We start from the raw sequence: 18,596 nt of genomic DNA on the forward strand, positions 1-18,596 counted from the left end.
CCGCCCGTGATCGTCGTCGTGCGGATGCTGGCCTCCCGCATCCTCGCCCTGATCCCCCTGCTGCTCGGCGTGATCCTGTTCGTGTTCATCGTCATGCAGTTCTCCCCCGTCGACCCGGCACTGGCCGCGTTCAACGGGGCGAACGCCACCGAGGCGCAGCTGCAGCAGTTCCGCGAGGCCAACGGACTGCTCGACCCGCTGCCCCTGCAGTACGTGCACTTCGTGTGGCACCTGGTGCAAGGTGACTTCGGCACGAGCGTGATCACCAAGGAGCCGGTCGGGCAGACCATCGCGACCGCGCTGCCGCTCACCGTGCAGCTCACGCTGCTCGGCCTGGTGCTCGCGCTCGTGCTGTCGATCGTGCTCGGCGTGACGTCGGCGCTGTTTCGCGGCCGTTGGCCCGACCACCTGATCCGGGTGGTCACGCTGGCGGGCGTCGCGGCGCCGGCGTTCTGGATCGCGCTGCTGCTCGTGCAGTGGCTCGCCGTGGGCAAGGGGCTGTTCCCCACGAGCGGCTACGTGAGCCCGGCCGACTCGGTCTCCGGCTGGCTCAACTCGCTGACGCTGCCGGCGATCTCCCTGTCGCTGCCGGTGGCCGCGCAGCTGACGCGGGTGATCCGCACGTCGATGGTGGAGGAGCTCGACAAGGACTACGTGCGCACCGCCCGCGGCGGTGGCCTGCCGCCCGTGGTCGTGGTGGGCCGCAACGTGCTGCGCAACGCGCTCGTCAACCCGCTCACCGTGCTCGGCCTGCGCGTCGGCTACCTGCTCGGCGGCGCCGTGGTGATCGAGACGATGTTCGCGCTGCCCGGCATGGGCCAGAACATGATCCAGGCCGTGCAGGACGGCGACACGGCGAAGGTCCAGGGGTTCGTGATCACGATCGCCGTGGGCTTCGTGCTCGTGAACCTCATCGTCGACGTGCTCTACCTCATCGCCAACCCCCGACTGCGGAGCCACTCCTGATGCGCCCCGTCCTGCACCCGAACCTCACGGCCCGGCTCGCGCGGCCGGGCGTGCGGTTCCGGCAACTCCCCCCGACGTCGTGGCTCGCCCTCGGCGTGCTCGTGGTGCTCGCGCTCGTCGCGATCTTCGGCACGCTGCTGGCCACCCACAACCCCGACGCGCTCAGCACCGACACCGGCGGCCCGAGCGCCGAGCACTGGTTCGGCACCGACCAGTCGGGCCGCGACATCTTCTCCCGCCTCGTGGCCGGCACGCGCTGGTCGCTCGCGATCGGTCTCGGCGCCACCGTGCTGGCGTTGCTCGCGGGCGTGGTGATCGGCTCGTTCGCCGCCACGTCCGGGCGCCGCACCGATGCGGTGGTCATGCGTGTGATGGACGTGATCATGGCGTTCCCCGGCATCGCGCTGGCCGCGGTGCTGGTGGCGGTGTTCGGGCGCGGCATCCTCGTGCTGATCCTCGCGATCGGGTTCCTCAACATGGCCCCGGTCGCCCGCGTGGTGCGCGCGAACGTGCTGGCGCAGTACGGCGAGGACTACGTGGCCGCCGAGCACGTGATCGGCGCGAAGCGGCTGTTCATCCTGGCCCGGCACGTCGCGGTCAACTGCGCGGCGCCGATCCTCGTGTACTGCACGGTGACGGTGGCCGACGCGATCGTGTTCGAGGCGTCGCTGTCGTTCATCGGCGCGGGCATCCAGCCGCCGAACCCGTCGTGGGGCTCGGTGCTCTCGGACGGCAAGGACCTCGTGCTCACCGGCGGCTGGTGGGCCACGCTGTTCCCCGGCCTGTTGATCCTGATCACGGTGCTGGCGCTCAACATCCTGTCCGAAGGCATCTCCGACGCGTGGGCCGCGCCGTCGGCTCGCACCGCGAAGGCGGGCGAGGTCGCCAGGAAGATCGAGGCGGAAAAGGCGTCGGAGAACACCGCGGCCGTGCTGCCGATCGAGGGGCTGCTCGAGGCCGGGGCACGGCTCGCCGCCAAAGCCCGCGACCTGCCGGACCGGCGGCCGGTACTCGAGGTGAAGGACCTCGCGATCAGTTTCCCCGACCGGCACAACGGCGCGCACGTGCTCGACGGCGTGTCGTTCACCGTGTGCTCGGGCGAGGTGCTGGGCCTGATCGGCGAATCGGGCTGCGGCAAGTCGCTCACCGCGCTGTCGGTCATGGGCCTGCAACCGGGCGCCGCGCGGCTGTCGGGCGAGATCCTGTTCGAGGGCGAGGACCTGCTCACCATGAAGGCGAGCACGCGCCGGCGCCACCTCGGCCACGACCTCTCGATGGTCTACCAGGACGCGCTCAGCTCCCTGAACCCGGCGATGACGATCCGTGCGCAGCTCAAGCAGTTCACCCGCCGCGGCGGCACGCGCACGCCGGAGGAGCTGCTGGAGCTGGTGAACCTCGACCCGGGCCGGACGCTGCGCTCCTACCCGCACGAGCTGTCCGGCGGGCAGCGCCAGCGCGTGCTCATCGCGATGGCGCTGTCGCGCAGCCCGAAGCTGATCGTGGCCGACGAGCCGACCACGGCGCTCGACGTGACCGTGCAGGCCCAGGTCATCAAGCTGCTGCTGCGGCTGCAGGAAGAGCTCGGCTTCGCACTGATCCTCGTGTCGCACGACCTCGCGCTGGTCTCGGACGTCGCCGACCGCGTGGTCGTGATGTACGGCGGGCAGGTGGCGGAGACGGGCACGACGGCCGAGGTCGTCGGCTCGCCGCGGCACCACTACACACGCGGCCTGCTGTCGGCCGTGCTGTCGCTGGAGGAGAACGAGGCCACTCTCACGCAGATCAAGGGGGTCGTGCCCGCACCGGCCGACTTCCCGCCGGGCTGCCGCTTCGCCGATCGCTGTCCGGCCGCGCGCGGCCACTGCTTCGAGGTGACGCCCGAGCCGGAGCCCACCGGAGCCGGGCACCTGGTCGCGTGCCACTACCCCGCCGAGCGCACGACCCCCGCCGTCGTGGAAGGAGCGCAGCTATGACCCTCGTCGAGGTCGACGGCGTGCACGTGGTGCACCGCGTCCGCGCGGCGAGCCTGTTCGGGCGCGACAGCGTCTATGCCCTCACCGACGCCAACCTGCAGATCGCCGCCGGCGAGACGGTGGGCGTGGTCGGTGAGTCCGGCTGCGGCAAGTCCACGCTCGCCAAGGTCCTCGTCGGGCTGCAGAAGCCCACGCGGGGCGCCGTGCGCTACGACGGCAAACCGCTCGCGGGACTGCGTCCGGCCGAGCTGGGCCGGCAGGTCGGGATGGTCTTCCAGGACCCGGCCACGGCGCTCAACCGCCGCCTGCCGGTCGCGAAGATCCTGCGCGATCCGCTCGACGTGCACCACGCCGGCACCGCCGCCGAACGCGCCGAGCGGGTCAAGGAACTCATGGGCCTCGTCGGCCTGCCGGGCAGCGTCGCCGACGCGCTGCCCGCGCAGCTTTCGGGCGGCCAGCGCCAGCGTGTCGCCATCGCGCGGGCGCTGGCCTTGCGGCCAAGGCTGCTCGTGGCCGACGAGCCGACGTCCGCGCTCGACGTGTCGGTGCGGGCGCAGATCCTCAACCTGCTCATCGACCTGCGCGAGCGGCTCGGGCTCGCCATGGTATTCGTGTCACACGACATCCGGACCGTGCGGCGCATGAGCGACCGGATCGTGACGATGTACCTCGGACGGATCGTCGAGGAAGCCGCCGCCGAAGACCTGCCGGGAGACGCCCGGCACCCCTACACGCGGGCGCTGTTCTCGGCGACGCCGAGCCTGCTGCACCCCGTCGAGCCGATCGTCCTCAGTGGACCCGTGCCGTCGGCGACCGCGCCGCCGAGCGGCTGCGCGTTCCACACCCGGTGCCCGAAGGCCACCGACGAGTGCGCGGTGGCCCTGCCGCCGCTCACCGAGTCCGCCGGGCACAGCTACCGCTGCATCCACCCAGAGATCACCACCGGAGTGAACGCCTCATGACCGCGCCGAAGTTCGCCGGCATCATCCCGCCGCTGTGCACGCCGTTCAACGACGACTTCACCGTGGACACCGAATCGCTGCGCCGCCACATCGAGTTCCAGCTCGGCGCCGGCGTGCACGGCATCTTCGTGCTCGGTTCCTCCAGCGAAGTCGCCTTCCTGCCCGACGCGCAGCGCCGCGTCACGATCGAGACGGCCGTGGACCAGGTCGCCGGCCGAGTGCCGGTGCTGGCCGGCTGTATCGACATGACGACCCTGCGCGTGGCCGAGCACGTGAAAGTCGCCGAGGTGGCGGGCGCCGACGCCATCGTGGTGACCGCGCCGTACTACACGCGCACGCACGTGGCCGAGATCGACCGCCACTTCCGGCTGCTGCACGAAAAAACGAACCTGCCGATCTTCGCCTACGACATCCCGGTGGCGGTGCACACGAAGCTCGACCGCGAGCTCGTGCTGAACCTCGCCGCCGACGGCGTGATCGCCGGGCTCAAGGACTCCAGCGGCGACGAAGCCGGCTTCCGTTACGTGCTCAAGGAGCGCCGGGACCGCGGGCTCGACACCTTCGCCGTGTTCACCGGCTCGGAGCTGCTCGTCGACTCCGCGCTCGCGCTCGGCGCCGACGGCGCCGTGCCGGGGCTGGGCAACGTCGACCCCGTCGGCTACGTGCTCATCCACGACCACATCCGCTCCGGCAACCCGCACGCCGCGCGCCGCGAACAGGACCGCCTGCTGTCGCTGTTCACCATCACCGACGTCGCACCGCCGAGCCGGATGGGCCGCGGTTCGGCCGCACTCGGAGCCTTCAAGGCGTCGATGAAGATGCGCGGGTTCATCGACAACGCCGTGATGGCACCGCCGCAGCTGCCGCTCAACGGCGACGAACTGCTGCGGATCGGGGAAAAGCTGACGGAAGCGGGGTTGCTCTAGATGGACCGCGTCTACTTCGGCGGCGACTACAACCCCGAGCACTGGTCGCCGGAGGTCTGGGACGACGACCTCAAGCTGATGGCGGAGGCCTCCGTCTCGATGGTCACGGTCGGGATCTTCTCGTGGGCACAGGTGGAACCGCGGCCCGGTGAGTACGACTTCGGCTGGTTCGACACCGTCATGGACAAGCTCGCGGCGGGCGGGGTCGACGCGTGCCTGGCCACGATGACCGCTTCACCGCCACCCTGGCTCTCGCACCGGCACCCCGAAATCCTGCCGGTGCGCGCGGACGGCACGCGCCTGTCGGCCGGCGCGCGCCAGCAGTTCTGCCCGTCGAGCCCGGTTTACCGCGAGCAGGCCGCGCGGCTCGTCGAACAGGTGGCCACGCGCTACGCCGGGCACCCGGCGCTGAAGATGTGGCACATCGGCAACGAGTTCGGCTGCCACATCCGCGCGTGTTACTGCGATGTGTCCGCCGCGCACTTCCGCGAGTGGCTGCGTGAGCGCTACCAGCGCATCGAAGCGCTCAACGCCGCGTGGAGCACCACGTTCTGGTCGCAGCGCTACGCCGACTGGGCCGAGATCGAGCCGCCGCGCGTGGCGCCGACGTTCCCGAACCCGGCGCAGCAGCTGGACTACCACCGGTTCTCCTCCGACGCGTCGCTCGGCTGTTACCTCACCGAACGCGAAGTCCTGGCGCGGATCACCCCGGACGTCCCCGTGACCACCAACTTCGTCGGCCTGGTGCAGAAAGCGCTCGACTGGCATTCCTGGACACCGCACGAGGACGTGGTGAGCCTCGACTCCTACCCCGATCCGTACGACCCCCGTGGCCACGTCGAAGCCGCCTTCGCGTACGACCTCGTGCGGTCCACGAAGGACGGCCAGCCGTGGCTGCTGCTCGAGCAGGCCCCGAGCGCCGTCAACTGGCGCACGCGCAACGGCCCCAAGCCGCCGGGGACGATGCGCCTCGGCAGCTGGCAGGCCGTGGCGCGCGGCGCCGACGCCGTGCTGTTCTTCCAGTGGCGCCAGACCGCGGGCGGCGCGGAGAAGTTCCACTCCGCGATGGTGCCGCACGGCGGGCGCGATTCGCGGACGTTCCGCGAGGTCGCCGGCCTCGGGCGCGAGCTCGCCGCCGTGCCTCGGCTGGCGGGGACGCGCGTGCGCGCCGACGTGGCGATCCTGCACGACTGGAACAGCTGGTGGGCACTGGAACTGGATTCGCACCCGTCCGACGACCTGCGTCAGCTCGACGCGCACCTCGCGCACTACGCGCCGCTGTTCGACGCGAGCGTGACGTGTGACGTCGTGCGCCCGACCCGGGAGCTGTCGGACTACCAGCTCGTGGTGGTGCCGAATCTGTACCTGATGGACGCCGGAGTCGCGGAGAACCTGCGTTCCTATGTGGCCGGTGGCGGCCACCTCGTCGTGTCGTTCTTCTCCGGCATCGTCGACGAGAACGACCGTGCGTACCTCGGCGGGTACCCGGCGCCGCTGCGCGACGTGCTGGGCCTGAAGATCGACGAGTTCTGGCCGCTGCCCGAGGGTGGTTCGATCGGCCTCGACCTGGCCGGCGTTGACGGCACCACTGCGACCGGCACGATCTGGTCGGAGTGGGTGGAGCCCGAGGGCGCGTCGGTCGTCGCGACGTTCGGCGCCGGCGAGCTCGCGGGTCGCCCGGCCGTCACGCGCAACTCCTTCGGCGACGGCGTCGCCTGGTACCTCGCCACCCGGCCCGACGCGGCGGCGATGCGCCGCCTCGTCGACCGGATCACCGCCGAAGCCGGGGTCTCCCCCGTGCTGCCCGGCCTGCCCGCCTGCGTCCAGGCCGTGGTCCGCCAAGGCTCCGGCGAGTCGTACCTGTTCCTGCTCAACCACGGCGAGGAAGCGGTCGCCGTGCCGCTGCCCTCACCCGCCGCAGACCTGCTCACCGACCCCGGCCGGCCGCGCGACGCCGTGCAGCTGGCGCCGCGCGGGGTGGCCGTCCTACTGGGGAGTTTCACTTAAGGCGAAGGGGAAGAACGGGAATGAGACCGATCATCCGCTGGGCACTGGCGTTCGTGGCGATGGTGTCCGGCGTGCTGGTCCCGGCCGGTGCCTCGGCGGCACCGGCTCCGGCCGGCCGGTTCGACCAGCAGGCGCTCTTCAACCCCCACCAGGAAACGGGCTACGCCTGCTTCCGCATCCCCGCCGTCGTCCGCAGCACGCACGGCACCCTGCTGGCCTTCGCCGAAGGCCGGCGCGACAACTGCGGCGACACCGGCGACATCGACCTCGTGCTCAAACGGTCCACCGACGGTGGGACCACGTGGTCCCCGCTGCAGGTCGTGAACCCCGGCGGCGGTGACACCCACGGCAACCCGGTGCCCATTGTGGACAGCCAAACCGGGCGCATCGTGCTGATCACCACGTACAACAAGGGCCGCGACGACGACAAGGCGTGTGACGTGCCCTGCCCGCGCACTCCGCACGCGCAGTACAGCGACGACGACGGCAGGACGTGGTCGGCGCCGGTCGACATCAGCGCGCAGGCGAAACTGCCCGAGTGGGATTCGTGGTACGCCTCGGGTCCCGTGCACGGCATCCAGCTCACGAAGGGCCGCCACGCGGGCCGGCTGGTGTTCGGGGTCAACGCGGAACGCAGTGACGGCACCAATTCCGTCGAGAACTACGCGGCGCTGATCTACAGCGACGACCACGGCCGCAGCTGGCACGTCGGCGCCGTCGACAGTTACCCGCACCCGGTCGGCGGCACGTACGCCCAGAAGCCGTCGGAGGTCAGCGTCGTCGAACTGCCGGACGGCACGATCTACGCCGGAGGCCGCGAGCAGGGCGGCACCGACGTCGGCAACCGCGACTACGCGCTGAGCCGCGACGGCGGTGAGACGTTCAGCAAGCGCTTCGCCACGATCCCCGACCTCGTGACGCCGATGGTGCAGGGCTCGCTGCTGCGGCTGCAGCGGCCGGGCGGTGACCGGATCCTGTTCGCGTCGCCGTCGGACACCGACCGCCGCCGCTGGATGATGACCCGCTCGTCCTACGACGACGGCCGCACCTGGGAGGACGCGGAGCAGGGCACACGGATCACGAACGATTGGTCGGGCTACTCGGACCTCGTGCAACTGAGCGGACCGCTGCAGCGCGACGCGGAGATCGGCCTGATGTACGAGGGTGGCGCGGTCGACGCGCGCGACGAGATCCGCTTCGCCCGCTTCGACGAGAACTACCTGGGGTGGCGGCGATCCGCGGGCCCGGCGACCCCGGACGTCGCGCAGCCGGGCGGGGTCGCCCACGTGCTCGGTGGCGCGTCCGTCACGCCGGGTGTGTCGGGCGGGGCGCTGACACTCGACGGCGTGGACGACTTCGTGCGCGTGCCGTATTCGCCGGCGCAGCTGCCGGGCTCGGATGACTTCACGTTCACGACGTGGTTCAGCTACGGCGCATCGAAGGACCCGCAAGCGCTGCTGTGGCTGGGCGGGATGAACTCCGCGCCGCAGGTGTGGCTGCGCGGGGAACCCGCGTCGCACCGGCTGATCGCCATGATGACCACGGCAGCGGGCAGCAAGTCGGTGACCACCACGCAGGCGTATGACGACCAGCAGTGGCACCGCCTGGCGCTGGAACGCACCGGCGGTCAGCTGAAGATCCGGGTCGACGGGGTGCTCGCCGCGTCGGGTCCGGACTCACCCGGATCGGTCAGCCAGACCGTCGCGTATCAGCTGCAGCTGGGTGAGCGCCTCGACGGAGCGAACCACTTCAAGGGATCCCTCGACGACGTCCGGTTCTACCGCCGCGCGCTGCAGGAACCCGAACTGACCGCGGTCGGCCAGGACCGGCCCGAGGGCCCGGGCCCGGTGGTGCAGCTGCCGTTCGACCGGGTGCACTGAACCCCTGCGTGGCTGAAGCCGGGGGCAGGCGGCTTCAGCCACGCAGGACCAGGTACGGCGCCACGGCCAGCAGCGCCACCACGAGCACGATCCGCAGCCTTTTCGTGGGCAGGGCCCGCGCGAGCTTCCAGCCCAGCACGACCCCGGCGAGCTCCGGCACGCCGACCACGGCGGCGAGGTGCCAGTCGATCGTGCCGTGCACCAGGTAGCCCAGTGAGCCGGCGCCCGCGATGACCACCGACTGGACCTGCGCCGCCGCCAGTGCTTCGAGCAGCTCCGCGCCGACGACCACCAGCAGCGGCACCGCCAGCATCGGGCCGCCGACGCCGACGAGCCCCGCTGCGACCGCCACCCCGAAGCCGAGCGCCAGGATCGTCGCTGCCGGCGGTTCGTCCCGCGCGACCGGTTTCCGCCACACCACCAGGGCCGCCACGACCACCGCGAACACCCCGAGCACGACACCGAACCAGCGCGCGGACACCAGCGAGTTCAGCACCACGCCGGCCGGGGTGCCGACGGCCGCCGCACCCGCGAGCAGGAGCGCGACCCGCCGGGTGTGCGCCTTCCGCAACTGTCCGGAGTGGACATAAGCGGCACTCCCGGCCACGCCTGTCGCCACGTGCGTGACGATCGCCGTCCCCGCGACCTGCGCCGGCCCGAGCGGCGTCAGCAGGAACAACGCGATGGTCGGCAACACCCCACCCGGGCCGATCGCCGTGATGCCGATGCCCCCGACCAGTCCGAAGAGGGCGAGCAGCAGGTCGGTGCTCACGCGACCTCCCACCCCCGCGGCGCCGAAGCCCGTGCCCCTGCCGACGTACCGCACCTCGCGAGCCGGCACGGCGCGGCTACGCGTCGGCCGCGCAACCGTCGGTGAAGTCGGCGAGGTGGCCGAGGCTGAGGAAAGCCGGGACCGCAAGGGAGACGACATGAGTCCGTCAGCACACCGGCCCTCGCAGCGGGATCGCACGAAAAACCGGCCGGCCGACACAGCCGGGCAGCTACTCGGCACCGGACGGGCAGCCCGCGCCCCGATCGGTAAGGCAACCCAAGGCGGAGACACCTGCAGCCACCACCCGGTGACGACCCGACACCGCGCCGCACACGCACGCCCACCATCACGCCGACCCGCGATGCAACGTCGCGCGGAGGGTGAGCCGGTCGGCGCGGACGTGCAGGGATTCGACGTCCACGGGGCGGCCGTCGTCGAGGTGGGTGAGGCGGTCGAGGGCGAACACGGCCGTGCCGGGTGGGATCTCCAGCAGTGCGGCGGTGTCCGGACCGGCTGAGACGGCGTGGACGACCACTTCGGCGCGGCCGAGCCGGCGCCCGCTCGTTTCCTCGATGAGCGCGAAGAGGTCGCGGCCGGCGAGATCGTGACCGAGCAGCGGTACGCCGATGTCGGCCGTGAGGTAGGTCGTGTCGAGCGACAGCGGGCGGCCGCCGAGGCGGCGCAGGCGTTCCAGGTGCACCACGGGTTCGCCCGGCGCCAGCGCGAGTCGCTCGGCGATCGCGGGCGGTGGCGCGAGGATGCGGGCCGCGCGGACCTCGTTCACGATTTCGCCATGGCCGTCGAGGGCTTCCGCGAGCCCGGCGAGGCGGTCGAGGCCGTGGCCGTACTTCGGCTGCACCACGAGGGTTCCGACACCCTGGCGCCGCTCGACCAGGCCCTCCGCGCGCAGCAGGGCGAGTGCTTCGCGCACTGCGTTGCGCGTCGCGCCGACCTGGGCGACGAGGGTGCGTTCGTCCGGCAGCGGCCCGCTGTCGAACGCGCCGGCGGTGATGCGCTGGCGCAGGACGTCGGCGATCTGGCGGGCGCGTTCGGCGCGCGGGCGGCGATCCGGTGGTTCCACGGGCGCGACGATACCGGTCCGCGCATTACGCCAGGGTTACGCCACCCGCGTTGACCAGCGCAAACGCCGTGACCAGGCAGGCTCGCCGGCCGACACTCGGCTTCCGCCACCGCGGCCGGATCGCAACCGCGGCGATCTTCCGAAAAATTTCTTTTTGTGCTATACTACCGAAAATCCCGGATACAGTTCCGGCCCGTGACCGCACCCAGTTTCACTGCCCTCACCGCAGCAGCCGCGCGCGCCGCGCACCTCATCGTCGATGCCGACCCGAAGATCTTCACCGACGACCTCGCCGCTCCCCTGCTCGGCGAGCGGGCCGGCGAACTTCTCGCGTACCACCGCAACCACGGCGACCAGCCCGTGCTGGCCGGCGCCCGCACCCAGGCGCTCGTGCGCAGCCGGTACACGGAGGCACAGCTCGGCGGCGTCACCCAGTACGTGGTGCTCGGCGCCGGCCTCGACACATACGCCTACCGCGCCCGCGGTTCGGCCGTCCGGGTGTTCGAAGTGGACCGTCCGGAAACGCAGGCGTGGAAACGCGGGCAGCTGGCGCTGAACGGGATCCCGGCAGCGGCATCGGTCGCCTACGTCCCGCTGGACCTCGAATCCGGAGACCTGGTCGCGGCCCTCACCGGGCAGGGCTTCGACGTCTCCCGGCCGGCGCTCGTGAGCTGGCTCGGTGTCACGATGTACCTCACACGAGCCGCGATCGCCCGGACGCTGGCGGTCCTCGGCGGTTTCGCGCCCGGCTCGCAGCTGGTCGCCGACTACCTCCTGCTCCCGCGGCTGCGCGACGAGGCCGGCGCGGCGTACGCCGACCTCGTCGCCCCGGTCGCCGCGCAGCGCGGCGAACCCTGGCTCAGCTGCTTCTCCCCCGAATCGCTGACGGACCTCTTGCGGGACAACGGCTTCGGCCCCGTCCGGCACGTCCGCCAGCACGACCACGACGTCTGGCCGCGCACCGACGCCCTGCGCCCGGCCGGGCTGTCGGTGCTGGCCCACGCCGCGGTCGCGTGACGATCACTGGCAGATGCTGCCCAGGCTCGCGGTCCAGCCCCACCACATGCCGTACTCGGCGAGGTTGCCGGCGTCGTTGAGGTGGATGTTGTCCGACGTCCACGGGCTCGGGTTCGGCAGGTTGGCCGACCCGGCCGGGGGGATGTACTGGCGCAGATCCACCAACGCCGTGCCCTTCGTGACAGCAGTCTGGTAGATGACGGACGCGTACTGGTCCCACGTGTACTTCTGGGTGTTGCCGCCGTATGGGTTGGGCGTCCACTTGAGCTGCGCGTAAATCGACATCAGGATGTCGACACCGGGCCGCGCGGTGCGGATGCCGTCGATGACGTTGTTCAGGTCGGTCTGGAACTTGGCCGGGTCGTTCTGGGCCCACAGGTCGTTGCCGCCGAGGTCGACGAGGACCAGGTCGGGCTGCTTGGCGGCCATGTCGGCGATCGCGCCGGTGGTGCCTGCCCAGCGGCCGCCGGGCAGGTAGTCGGCGGCGAGGGCGCCGTTGTGCGAGTAGTTCTCCACGTTCGTCCCCCACTGGGCGTGCACGTCGTTGGCCAGCTTGGTGGTCCAGCCGTACGTGGTGGGGAAGTAGGTGTCCGTGGTGGACCCGTAGCCGGTGGTCCCGTACCCGGTGTCGGCCGACGTGCCGACGATCGCGATGTTGTTCTTGGCCGTGCACCACGTGCTCTCCTGGCCGGCGTCCGAGGTGGACGCCGTGGACACCGTGGACACCGCGAGGCCGAGCCCCACGAGGGACAGCAACGCGGTGAGTCTGGTGATCGTGGCTCTGCGCATCGAGGGGGACCTTTCGGGGAGTGGGGAGGGTCTGCGCCTCAATCGCTCCACACCGGACAGTTGTTACCCCCTCGAGTGAGCTTCGCGGGGAAGCAGCGGGTTTTCGGGCACGCCGCGAGCCCGCGCGTTACCCCATCGGCGGTGGACAAACTTCCCCTTTCGGGCGTCCCCCACCAGAACACCGGAGAGTTGCCGTGACCAACAGCACGTCCGACGGTGGTGAAGAAGCTGGCGGGATCCCCGAGAAGGAAGGACGTGAGTGACATGGCCGGCACGATCCAGCCGCAACAGCTGATGGGACAGCGCCATGGTCGACCCGGACGGCAACAAGATCGGCAAGGTGGGCAACATCTACCTCGCCGACACCACCCGGCAGCCGGAGTGGATCACCGTGAAGACGGGCATGTTCGGCTCCAAGGAAAGCTTCGTGCCGCTGTCCGGCGCGAACGTCGACGATGACGGCATCCACGTGAACGTCGCCAAGGACCAGGTGTCCGAGGCGCCGCGCATCGAGTCCGACGGGCACCTGTCCTCGGCCGAGAGCGAGCGGCTGTACCGCCACTACGGCCTGCCGATGCCGCGGACGGCGCCGGACGCCGGACGCGGTGGGCAGGATCCCCGGGGGCCGGCGGGGTCCGGCCCGAAGCGCGGCACCCGGCGCCCGGCGGGCTCCGGCACTCACGCCCGGCCGGACAGGCAGGGCGAAGACATGATCCGCGCCGAGGAACGCCTGACCGTCGGCACCAAGCAGGTCGAGACGGGCCACGTGCGGCTGCGCAAGTACGTCGTGACCAAGGAGGAGCAGGTCACGGTACCCGTGAGCCACGAGGAGGTCCGCCTCGAACGCGAGCCGATCGCCGACGCGCGCGGCAGCGGCCGTGCGGAGGTCGGCGAGGCGGAGCAGGACGTGGTGCTGCACGCCGAGAAGCCCGTGGCGCGCAAGGAGACCGTGCCGGTCGAGCGGGCTCGCCTGGACACCGAAACGGTCACCGAGGAGCAGACGGTCACGGGCGAGGTCCGCAAGGAGCAGTTCGACGTGCAGGACGACGCGAAGAAGCGCGACCAGCGCTGACCATGGGAACACCTGCCTTCCGCTCCCGGTCAGTGGGCACCTCGACCGGGAGCGTGAGGCCGTTCGTGCAGTCCGGGATCTTCCCGGTGGGCGACGTCGCGCCCGGGGCGGAAACCCACGGAGCACGAGCCACTCGCGGCTAGATGGCGCACTCCCCCTTGCCCAGCACGACGATCCCGCCCGCGCTCACGTGGTAGTGGCCCCGGTCGCGGGCGAGGTCGACACCGATGTGGGCACCCGGGGGCACCACGACGTTCTTGTCGAGGATCGCGCGGCGCACGACGGCGCCGGGGCCGACGCGGACGCCGTCGAGCAGCACGGAACCCTGCACGACCGCGCCGTTCTCGACCACGACGTCGGGCGAGAGCACCGAGTCGACCACCTGGGCGCCGGAGATGATGCAGCCGTTGCTGATGATCGACTGGGTGGCGCTACCGCCTTCCACGAACTTCGCCGCGGCGCGCTGGCCGGGGTGCGCGAGGATCGGCCACTTGCGGTTGTAGAGGTTGAAGATCGGGTACGTCGAGATCAGGTCGGTGTGCGCTTCGTAGTAGCTGTCGATGGTCCCGACGTCGCGCCAGTAACCGTGGTCGCGCTCGCTCTCGCCGGGCACGACGTTGCCGCTGAAGTCGTACACGGCGGCGTCGCCCGTCTCGACGAGCGCGGGGATGATGTCGCGGCCCATGTCGTGTTTGGACGCGACGTTCTTCGAGTCGGCGTGCAGCGCGTCGAGCATCGTCTGCGTGGTGAACACGTAGTTGCCCATCGACACGTACGCCTCGTCGGGCGAATCGGGCAGGCCCGGCGGGTCCGCCGGTTTCTCCAGGAACGCGTCGATCTTCGTGCCGTCGCCGGTCTGGATCACGCCGAACGCACTGGCCTCGGCCCGCGGCACGCGGATCCCCGCGACCGTCACGCCCGCACCCGACGCGATGTGCGCGTCGATCATCTGGCGCGGGTCCATGCGGTAGATGTTGTCCGCGCCGAACACCGCGATGTACGCGGGCGACTCGTCGTACACGAGGTTGAGGCTCTGGTGGATCGCGTCGGCGCTGCCCTGGAACCAGCGCGGGCCCAGGCGCTGCTGCGCGGGCACCGGTGTCACGTACTCGCCGGTGAGCGACGAGAGCCGCCAGGTCGTGGAGATGTGGCGGTCGAGCGAGTGCGACTTGTACTGCGTGAGCACGCAGATGCGCCGGATCCCGCCGTGCACGAGGTTCGAGAGCACGAAGTCGACGAGGCGGTGCACGCCGCCGAAAGGCACCGCGGGTTTCGCGCGGTCGGTCGTGAGCGGCATCAGGCGTTTGCCCTCGCCACCGGCCAGCACGATCCCCAGCACGTCGGATCCGTCGATCACGAAACCCTCCCGCACGCCTCGTAGATCGCGACCGTCCTCGCGGCGATCGCCGACCAGCCGAACTCTCCCACGGCTCGCTCGCGCCCGGCCAGCCCCATCGCGGCAGCCCGCTCGCGATCGCCGACCAGTTCGTCGATCCGCCGCGCGAGCCCCGCTTCGAACGCGGCCGGGTCGTTCTCGTCGTAGTGCACGAGCAGGCCCGTCACGCCGTCGTCGACCACCTCGGGGATGCCGCCGACGTCGCTCGCGACCACCGCCGTGCCGCACGCCATCGCCTCGAGGTTCACGATGCCGAGCGGCTCGTACACCGACGGGCACACGAACACCGTCGCGTGGGTCAGCAGCTGCACGACCTCGGTGCGCGGCAGCATCTCGGGGATCCAGTGCACCCCTGTGCGTTTCTCCTGCAGCTGTCCGACGAGACCGCGGAACTCCGCGTCGAGTTCGGGGGTGTCGGCGCCGCCGGCGCACAGCACCAGCTGCACGTCGTCGGCGAGCGCAGAACCGGCGCGCACCAGGTGCGGCACGCCCTTCTGCCGCGTGATGCGCCCGACGAACAGCGCGTACGGCCGGTCCGGGTCGATGCCGTGCTTGGCCAGGACGTCGCGGCCCGGATCCGGGCGGTAGAGCGTGGTGTCGATGCCGTTGTGCACCACGTGCACGCGGGCGGGGTCGACGGCCGGGTACGCGGTGAGCACGTCCTCGCGCATACCCGCGCTCACGGCGATGATCGCGTCGGCCGCCTCGTAGGCGTCCTTCTCGATCCACGAAGAGACGCGGTAGCCGCCGCCGAGCTGCTCGGCCTTCCACGGGCGCAGGGGTTCGAGCGAGTGCGCGGTGATGACGTGCGGGATGCCGTGCGCCAGCTTCGCGAGGTGCCCGCCGAGGTTCGCGTACCACGTGTGGCTGTGGGCGAGGTCGTGGTTCTCGAGCGCGTTCGCCATCGACACGGCGATGTCCATGGTGGCGAAGGCGGTCTGGGCGTACCCGTGCGGATCGCGGTGCCCGTGGGCGCCGTCGTCGCGATCGGGTCCCCAGCAGTGCACGTCCAGGTCGACCAGCGACCGCAGTTCGCGGGCGAGGAACTCGACGTGCACCCCCGCTCCTCCGTAGACGTCCGGCGGGTACTCCCGGGTGAGCAGGCCGACCTTCATGCCCTGACCCTAATCGGCGCGGCCCGCCGAGTGCAGTACGAGAAGGGGACGAATCCGTGTCGTGATCGACTCACCCGGATGTCTTCCCGCTGACCGGTTCGCGCGCCGGCAGGCGAAGCCCGTGGTGTGCGAGTTCGCGCTGGGCGAGGTCGGCGAGCACCGCCGGATCGCGCTCGCGCCAGCCCGCCGTGACGACGGCGGCCGAAGCCCGGCGCGGCAGCGGCCGGGTGACCAGCGCCCGCAGTGCCAGCAGGTCCAGGCCGTCGGACCCCTGGCGGCGCAACCGGTCCGCTGCCGTCGCGCCGCGCGTGAACCGCCAGCGCAGCGGCAGCCACGACACGAGCAGGAACACCACCGGCACCGCGATCACGAGCACCGCGAGCCACCACGCCAGATCCTCGACGGCCGTGATCTGCCAGTGCCCCGCGTCGACGAGGTCACCGCCGGCGGCCGAGCCGGAGTGCAGCGCGTCGGCCAGCGGGTGGCCGATCAGCGGCACGCCGGCGGCCTTGTCGGCGGCCGAATCGAAGGTCGACCGCAGCCCGGAACCCGCGTCGACGAGCCCGTCGCCCGGCGCGCGCAGCCGTTCGACCTCGGTGTGCACGCGAACCGCGAGCCACCCCGCGAAGGCGAGCAGGCCGGCCGCGAACGCGTCGCTGAGCACCTGCGCGGTGCGGCGGACCGGCCGGTCGGCGTAGACCTTCATCGGGACGCTCTCCTCTCGCGGTTCCGGTCGGCTACCCGGCCGGCGGACGACCGAACCACTGTTACTCCTTGTGCAGCAACGCCTTCCGCCCGACGACCACCGTCGCACCCAGGTCGTCGGACTCCTCCACCGCCGCCTCGAGACCGGCGCACGATAGCGCCGCCACGGCCGAGTCCGCCTGTCCTTCGCTGGTCTCGAACAACACGCGGCCACCGGGTGCGAGCCACTCCGGCGACTGCGCGACGACGCGGCGCAGCACGTCGAGCCCGTCGGCCCCGCCGTCCAGCGCCTCGCGCGGCTCGTACTCGCGCGCCTCCGGCGGCAGCAACGCGACCTCGCCGGTGGGAACGTACGGCACGTTCGAGATCAGCACGGCCACCCGCCCGCGCAACCGCCGCGGCACCGGGTCGAACAGGTCGCCCTCGTAGACCTCACCCGGCACGTTCCGCCGCGCGCACCGCACCGCGACGGGATCGACGTCGGCCGCGTGCAGTTCGACGCCCGGCACCTCGGCCGCCACCGTCGCGCCCAGGGCACCCGATCCGCAACAGAGGTCCAGCACAACGTCACCGGCGCGCGCGAACCCGGCCGCCAGGGTCACGAGCAGCTCCGTCCGGTGCCGGGGGACGAACACCCCGGGTTCCACCACGAACCGCCGGCCCGCGAATTCCGCCCAGCCCACGACGTACTCGAGCGGCTCCCCCGCGACGCGGCGCGCCACCATCGCCTCGAGCTCGGCCTCGGACGCGGCGGCCTCGGTCAGCACCGCCGCTTCCTCTTCCGCGAACACGCATCCGGCCGCCCTCAACCGCGAGACAACCGACTCATCGCGCGCGACCACGCACCCTCCCCGCACCCCGATCCGGACCCGCAACACTAGCCGCGGTCACATCCCGCGGCCGGGGACCGTCAGAGAATCGAGGAACCACACCCCGGAGGGCACCACCGTGAACGACCTGGCCGAGCAGTTCGAAGCCCACCGCACCCACCTCCGGGCCGTCGCCTACCGGATGCTCGGCTCGCTCAGCGAGGCCGACGACGCCGTGCAGGAAACGTGGTTGCGGCTCAGCCGCTCCGGCACCACGGGGGTGGCCAACCTCGGCGGCTGGCTCACCACCGTCGTGAGCCGCGTCTGCCTCGACTTCCTGCGCTCGCGCCAGTCCCGCCGGGAAGACCCGACCGGCGACGACCTCCCGGAAGCCACCACCACGGTCGACCCCGAAACGGAAGCGGTGATGGCGGACTCGGTCGGCCTGGCGCTGCTCGTCGTCCTCGACACGCTCTCGCCCGCCGAGCGCCTGTCGTTCGTGCTGCACGACATCTTCGGCCTTTCGTTCGACGAGGTCGCGCCGATCGTCGACCGCAATCCCGCGGCCGCGCGGCAGCTGGCGAGCCGCGCCCGCCGCCGCGTCCGGGGCAACCCCGCCGGTTCGGAAGCCGACCTGGCCCGCAAGCGCGAAGTCGTCGACGCGTTCCTCGCGGCGTCGCGCGGCGGGGATTTCGCCGCGCTCGTCGCCCTGCTCGACCCCGACGCGGTCCTGCGCGCCGACGGGGAAATCCCGACGCTCGTGCGCGGCGCCCGCAACATCGCCACCGGCGCGAGCCGCTTCGCGCAGCGCGCCGCGTACTCGCGGCCGGCGCTGGTCGGCGGCCGCCCGGGCATCATCGCGGCGCCGCGGGGCCGGCTGCAGGTCGCGATGGCGTTCACGATCGAGGACGGCCGGATCACCGAGGTCGACCTCGTCACCGAGCCCGAGCGGCTCGCGGACCTGGTCATCGGCGTGCTCTGAGCGGTGGCTCATGGTGACGCCCCGCCGGGCTCCCCCTCGTGCTGACCTGGCCCGACACCAGCCGGAGGAGAGTCAGCGTTCTCCGGCGGGTGCGCGCTGCGTGACCGCCGACCAGGTAATCTGACTGGACGCTTGTCCCAGAGT

Annotated in this window: 15 protein-coding genes and 1 pseudogene; 9 read left to right on the forward strand and 7 right to left on the reverse strand. The window is 71.5% G+C overall.

What is annotated here, in order from left to right; translation table 11 throughout:
* Nucleotides 1-6 precede the first annotated feature (6 nt).
* From I6J71_RS29760 to I6J71_RS29785, 6 genes are read left to right on the forward strand one after another with little or no spacing between them, the layout of a single operon-like run.
* A complete protein-coding gene (locus I6J71_RS29760) occupies nucleotides 7-966 on the forward strand; it encodes an ABC transporter permease (protein ID WP_204089896.1) in 960 nt (319 codons plus the stop codon).
* Entirely contained in the window at nucleotides 966-2,939 is a 1,974-nt protein-coding gene (locus I6J71_RS29765) for a dipeptide/oligopeptide/nickel ABC transporter permease/ATP-binding protein (protein WP_204089897.1), read from the forward strand. The genes I6J71_RS29760 and I6J71_RS29765 overlap by 1 nt, the downstream gene beginning before the upstream one ends.
* Nucleotides 2,936-3,901 carry an ABC transporter ATP-binding protein gene (locus I6J71_RS29770; protein WP_204089898.1) on the forward strand — a complete coding sequence of 322 codons (966 nt, stop codon included), beginning with the start codon at nucleotides 2,936-2,938 and terminating at the stop codon, nucleotides 3,899-3,901. The genes I6J71_RS29765 and I6J71_RS29770 overlap by 4 nt, the downstream gene beginning before the upstream one ends.
* Nucleotides 3,898-4,827 carry a dihydrodipicolinate synthase family protein gene (locus I6J71_RS29775; protein WP_204089899.1) on the forward strand — a complete coding sequence of 310 codons (930 nt, stop codon included), beginning with the start codon at nucleotides 3,898-3,900 and terminating at the stop codon, nucleotides 4,825-4,827. Before I6J71_RS29770 ends, I6J71_RS29775 begins: the two co-directional genes overlap by 4 nt.
* Nucleotides 4,828-6,834, forward strand: a complete 2,007-nt coding sequence (locus I6J71_RS29780; RefSeq protein WP_204089900.1) for a beta-galactosidase — start codon at nucleotides 4,828-4,830, stop codon at nucleotides 6,832-6,834.
* Nucleotides 6,835-6,854: 20 nt separating this feature from the next.
* Complete coding sequence (locus I6J71_RS29785) at nucleotides 6,855-8,714, forward strand: sialidase family protein (protein ID WP_204089901.1); 1,860 nt, start codon at nucleotides 6,855-6,857, stop codon at nucleotides 8,712-8,714.
* 34 nt (nucleotides 8,715-8,748) lie between these two features.
* Here I6J71_RS29785 and I6J71_RS29790 read toward each other — a convergent pair whose 3' ends face one another.
* Both I6J71_RS29790 and I6J71_RS29795 read right to left on the reverse strand, forming a co-directional pair.
* Complete coding sequence (locus I6J71_RS29790; protein WP_239153991.1) at nucleotides 8,749-9,486, reverse strand: sulfite exporter TauE/SafE family protein; 738 nt, start codon at nucleotides 9,484-9,486, stop codon at nucleotides 8,749-8,751.
* Nucleotides 9,487-9,832: 346 nt separating this feature from the next.
* Complete coding sequence (locus I6J71_RS29795; RefSeq protein ID WP_204089903.1) at nucleotides 9,833-10,567, reverse strand: GntR family transcriptional regulator; 735 nt, start codon at nucleotides 10,565-10,567, stop codon at nucleotides 9,833-9,835.
* 195 nt (nucleotides 10,568-10,762) lie between these two features.
* Between I6J71_RS29795 and I6J71_RS29800 the strand changes: the two genes are divergently transcribed.
* Nucleotides 10,763-11,584, forward strand: coding sequence for an SAM-dependent methyltransferase (locus I6J71_RS29800; protein ID WP_239153992.1), 822 nt, complete (start codon nucleotides 10,763-10,765; stop codon nucleotides 11,582-11,584).
* A 3-nt stretch (nucleotides 11,585-11,587) separates the two neighbouring features.
* Here I6J71_RS29800 and I6J71_RS29805 read toward each other — a convergent pair whose 3' ends face one another.
* Nucleotides 11,588-12,373, reverse strand: coding sequence for an SGNH/GDSL hydrolase family protein (locus I6J71_RS29805; RefSeq protein WP_239153993.1), 786 nt, complete (start codon nucleotides 12,371-12,373; stop codon nucleotides 11,588-11,590).
* 264 nt (nucleotides 12,374-12,637) lie between these two features.
* On the opposite strand from I6J71_RS29805, the pseudogene I6J71_RS29810 reads away from it, so the two are divergent.
* Nucleotides 12,638-13,445 (forward strand): annotated as a pseudogene (locus I6J71_RS29810) (YsnF/AvaK domain-containing protein).
* A gap of 139 nt (nucleotides 13,446-13,584) precedes the next feature.
* Here I6J71_RS29810 and glgC read toward each other — a convergent pair.
* The 4 genes from glgC to I6J71_RS29830 form a co-directional block, all read right to left on the reverse strand.
* Nucleotides 13,585-14,802, reverse strand: a complete 1,218-nt coding sequence (gene glgC, locus I6J71_RS29815) for a glucose-1-phosphate adenylyltransferase (RefSeq protein ID WP_204089904.1) — start codon at nucleotides 14,800-14,802, stop codon at nucleotides 13,585-13,587.
* Nucleotides 14,799-15,956, reverse strand: coding sequence for a glycogen synthase (gene glgA / locus I6J71_RS29820; RefSeq protein ID WP_204089905.1), 1,158 nt, complete (start codon nucleotides 15,954-15,956; stop codon nucleotides 14,799-14,801). Before glgA ends, glgC begins: the two co-directional genes overlap by 4 nt.
* A gap of 70 nt (nucleotides 15,957-16,026) precedes the next feature.
* Complete coding sequence (locus tag I6J71_RS29825; RefSeq protein WP_204089906.1) at nucleotides 16,027-16,662, reverse strand: hypothetical protein; 636 nt, start codon at nucleotides 16,660-16,662, stop codon at nucleotides 16,027-16,029.
* 61 nt (nucleotides 16,663-16,723) lie between these two features.
* Nucleotides 16,724-17,503, reverse strand: a complete 780-nt coding sequence (locus tag I6J71_RS29830; protein ID WP_204089907.1) for a putative protein N(5)-glutamine methyltransferase — start codon at nucleotides 17,501-17,503, stop codon at nucleotides 16,724-16,726.
* 106 nt (nucleotides 17,504-17,609) lie between these two features.
* Between I6J71_RS29830 and I6J71_RS29835 the strand changes: the two genes are divergently transcribed.
* Complete coding sequence (locus I6J71_RS29835) at nucleotides 17,610-18,452, forward strand: sigma-70 family RNA polymerase sigma factor (RefSeq protein ID WP_204089908.1); 843 nt, start codon at nucleotides 17,610-17,612, stop codon at nucleotides 18,450-18,452.
* Nucleotides 18,453-18,596: the final 144 nt, after the last annotated feature.

Source organism: Amycolatopsis sp. FDAARGOS 1241, from assembly GCF_016889705.1.
In the GTDB taxonomy this organism is placed as follows: domain Bacteria; phylum Actinomycetota; class Actinomycetes; order Mycobacteriales; family Pseudonocardiaceae; genus Amycolatopsis.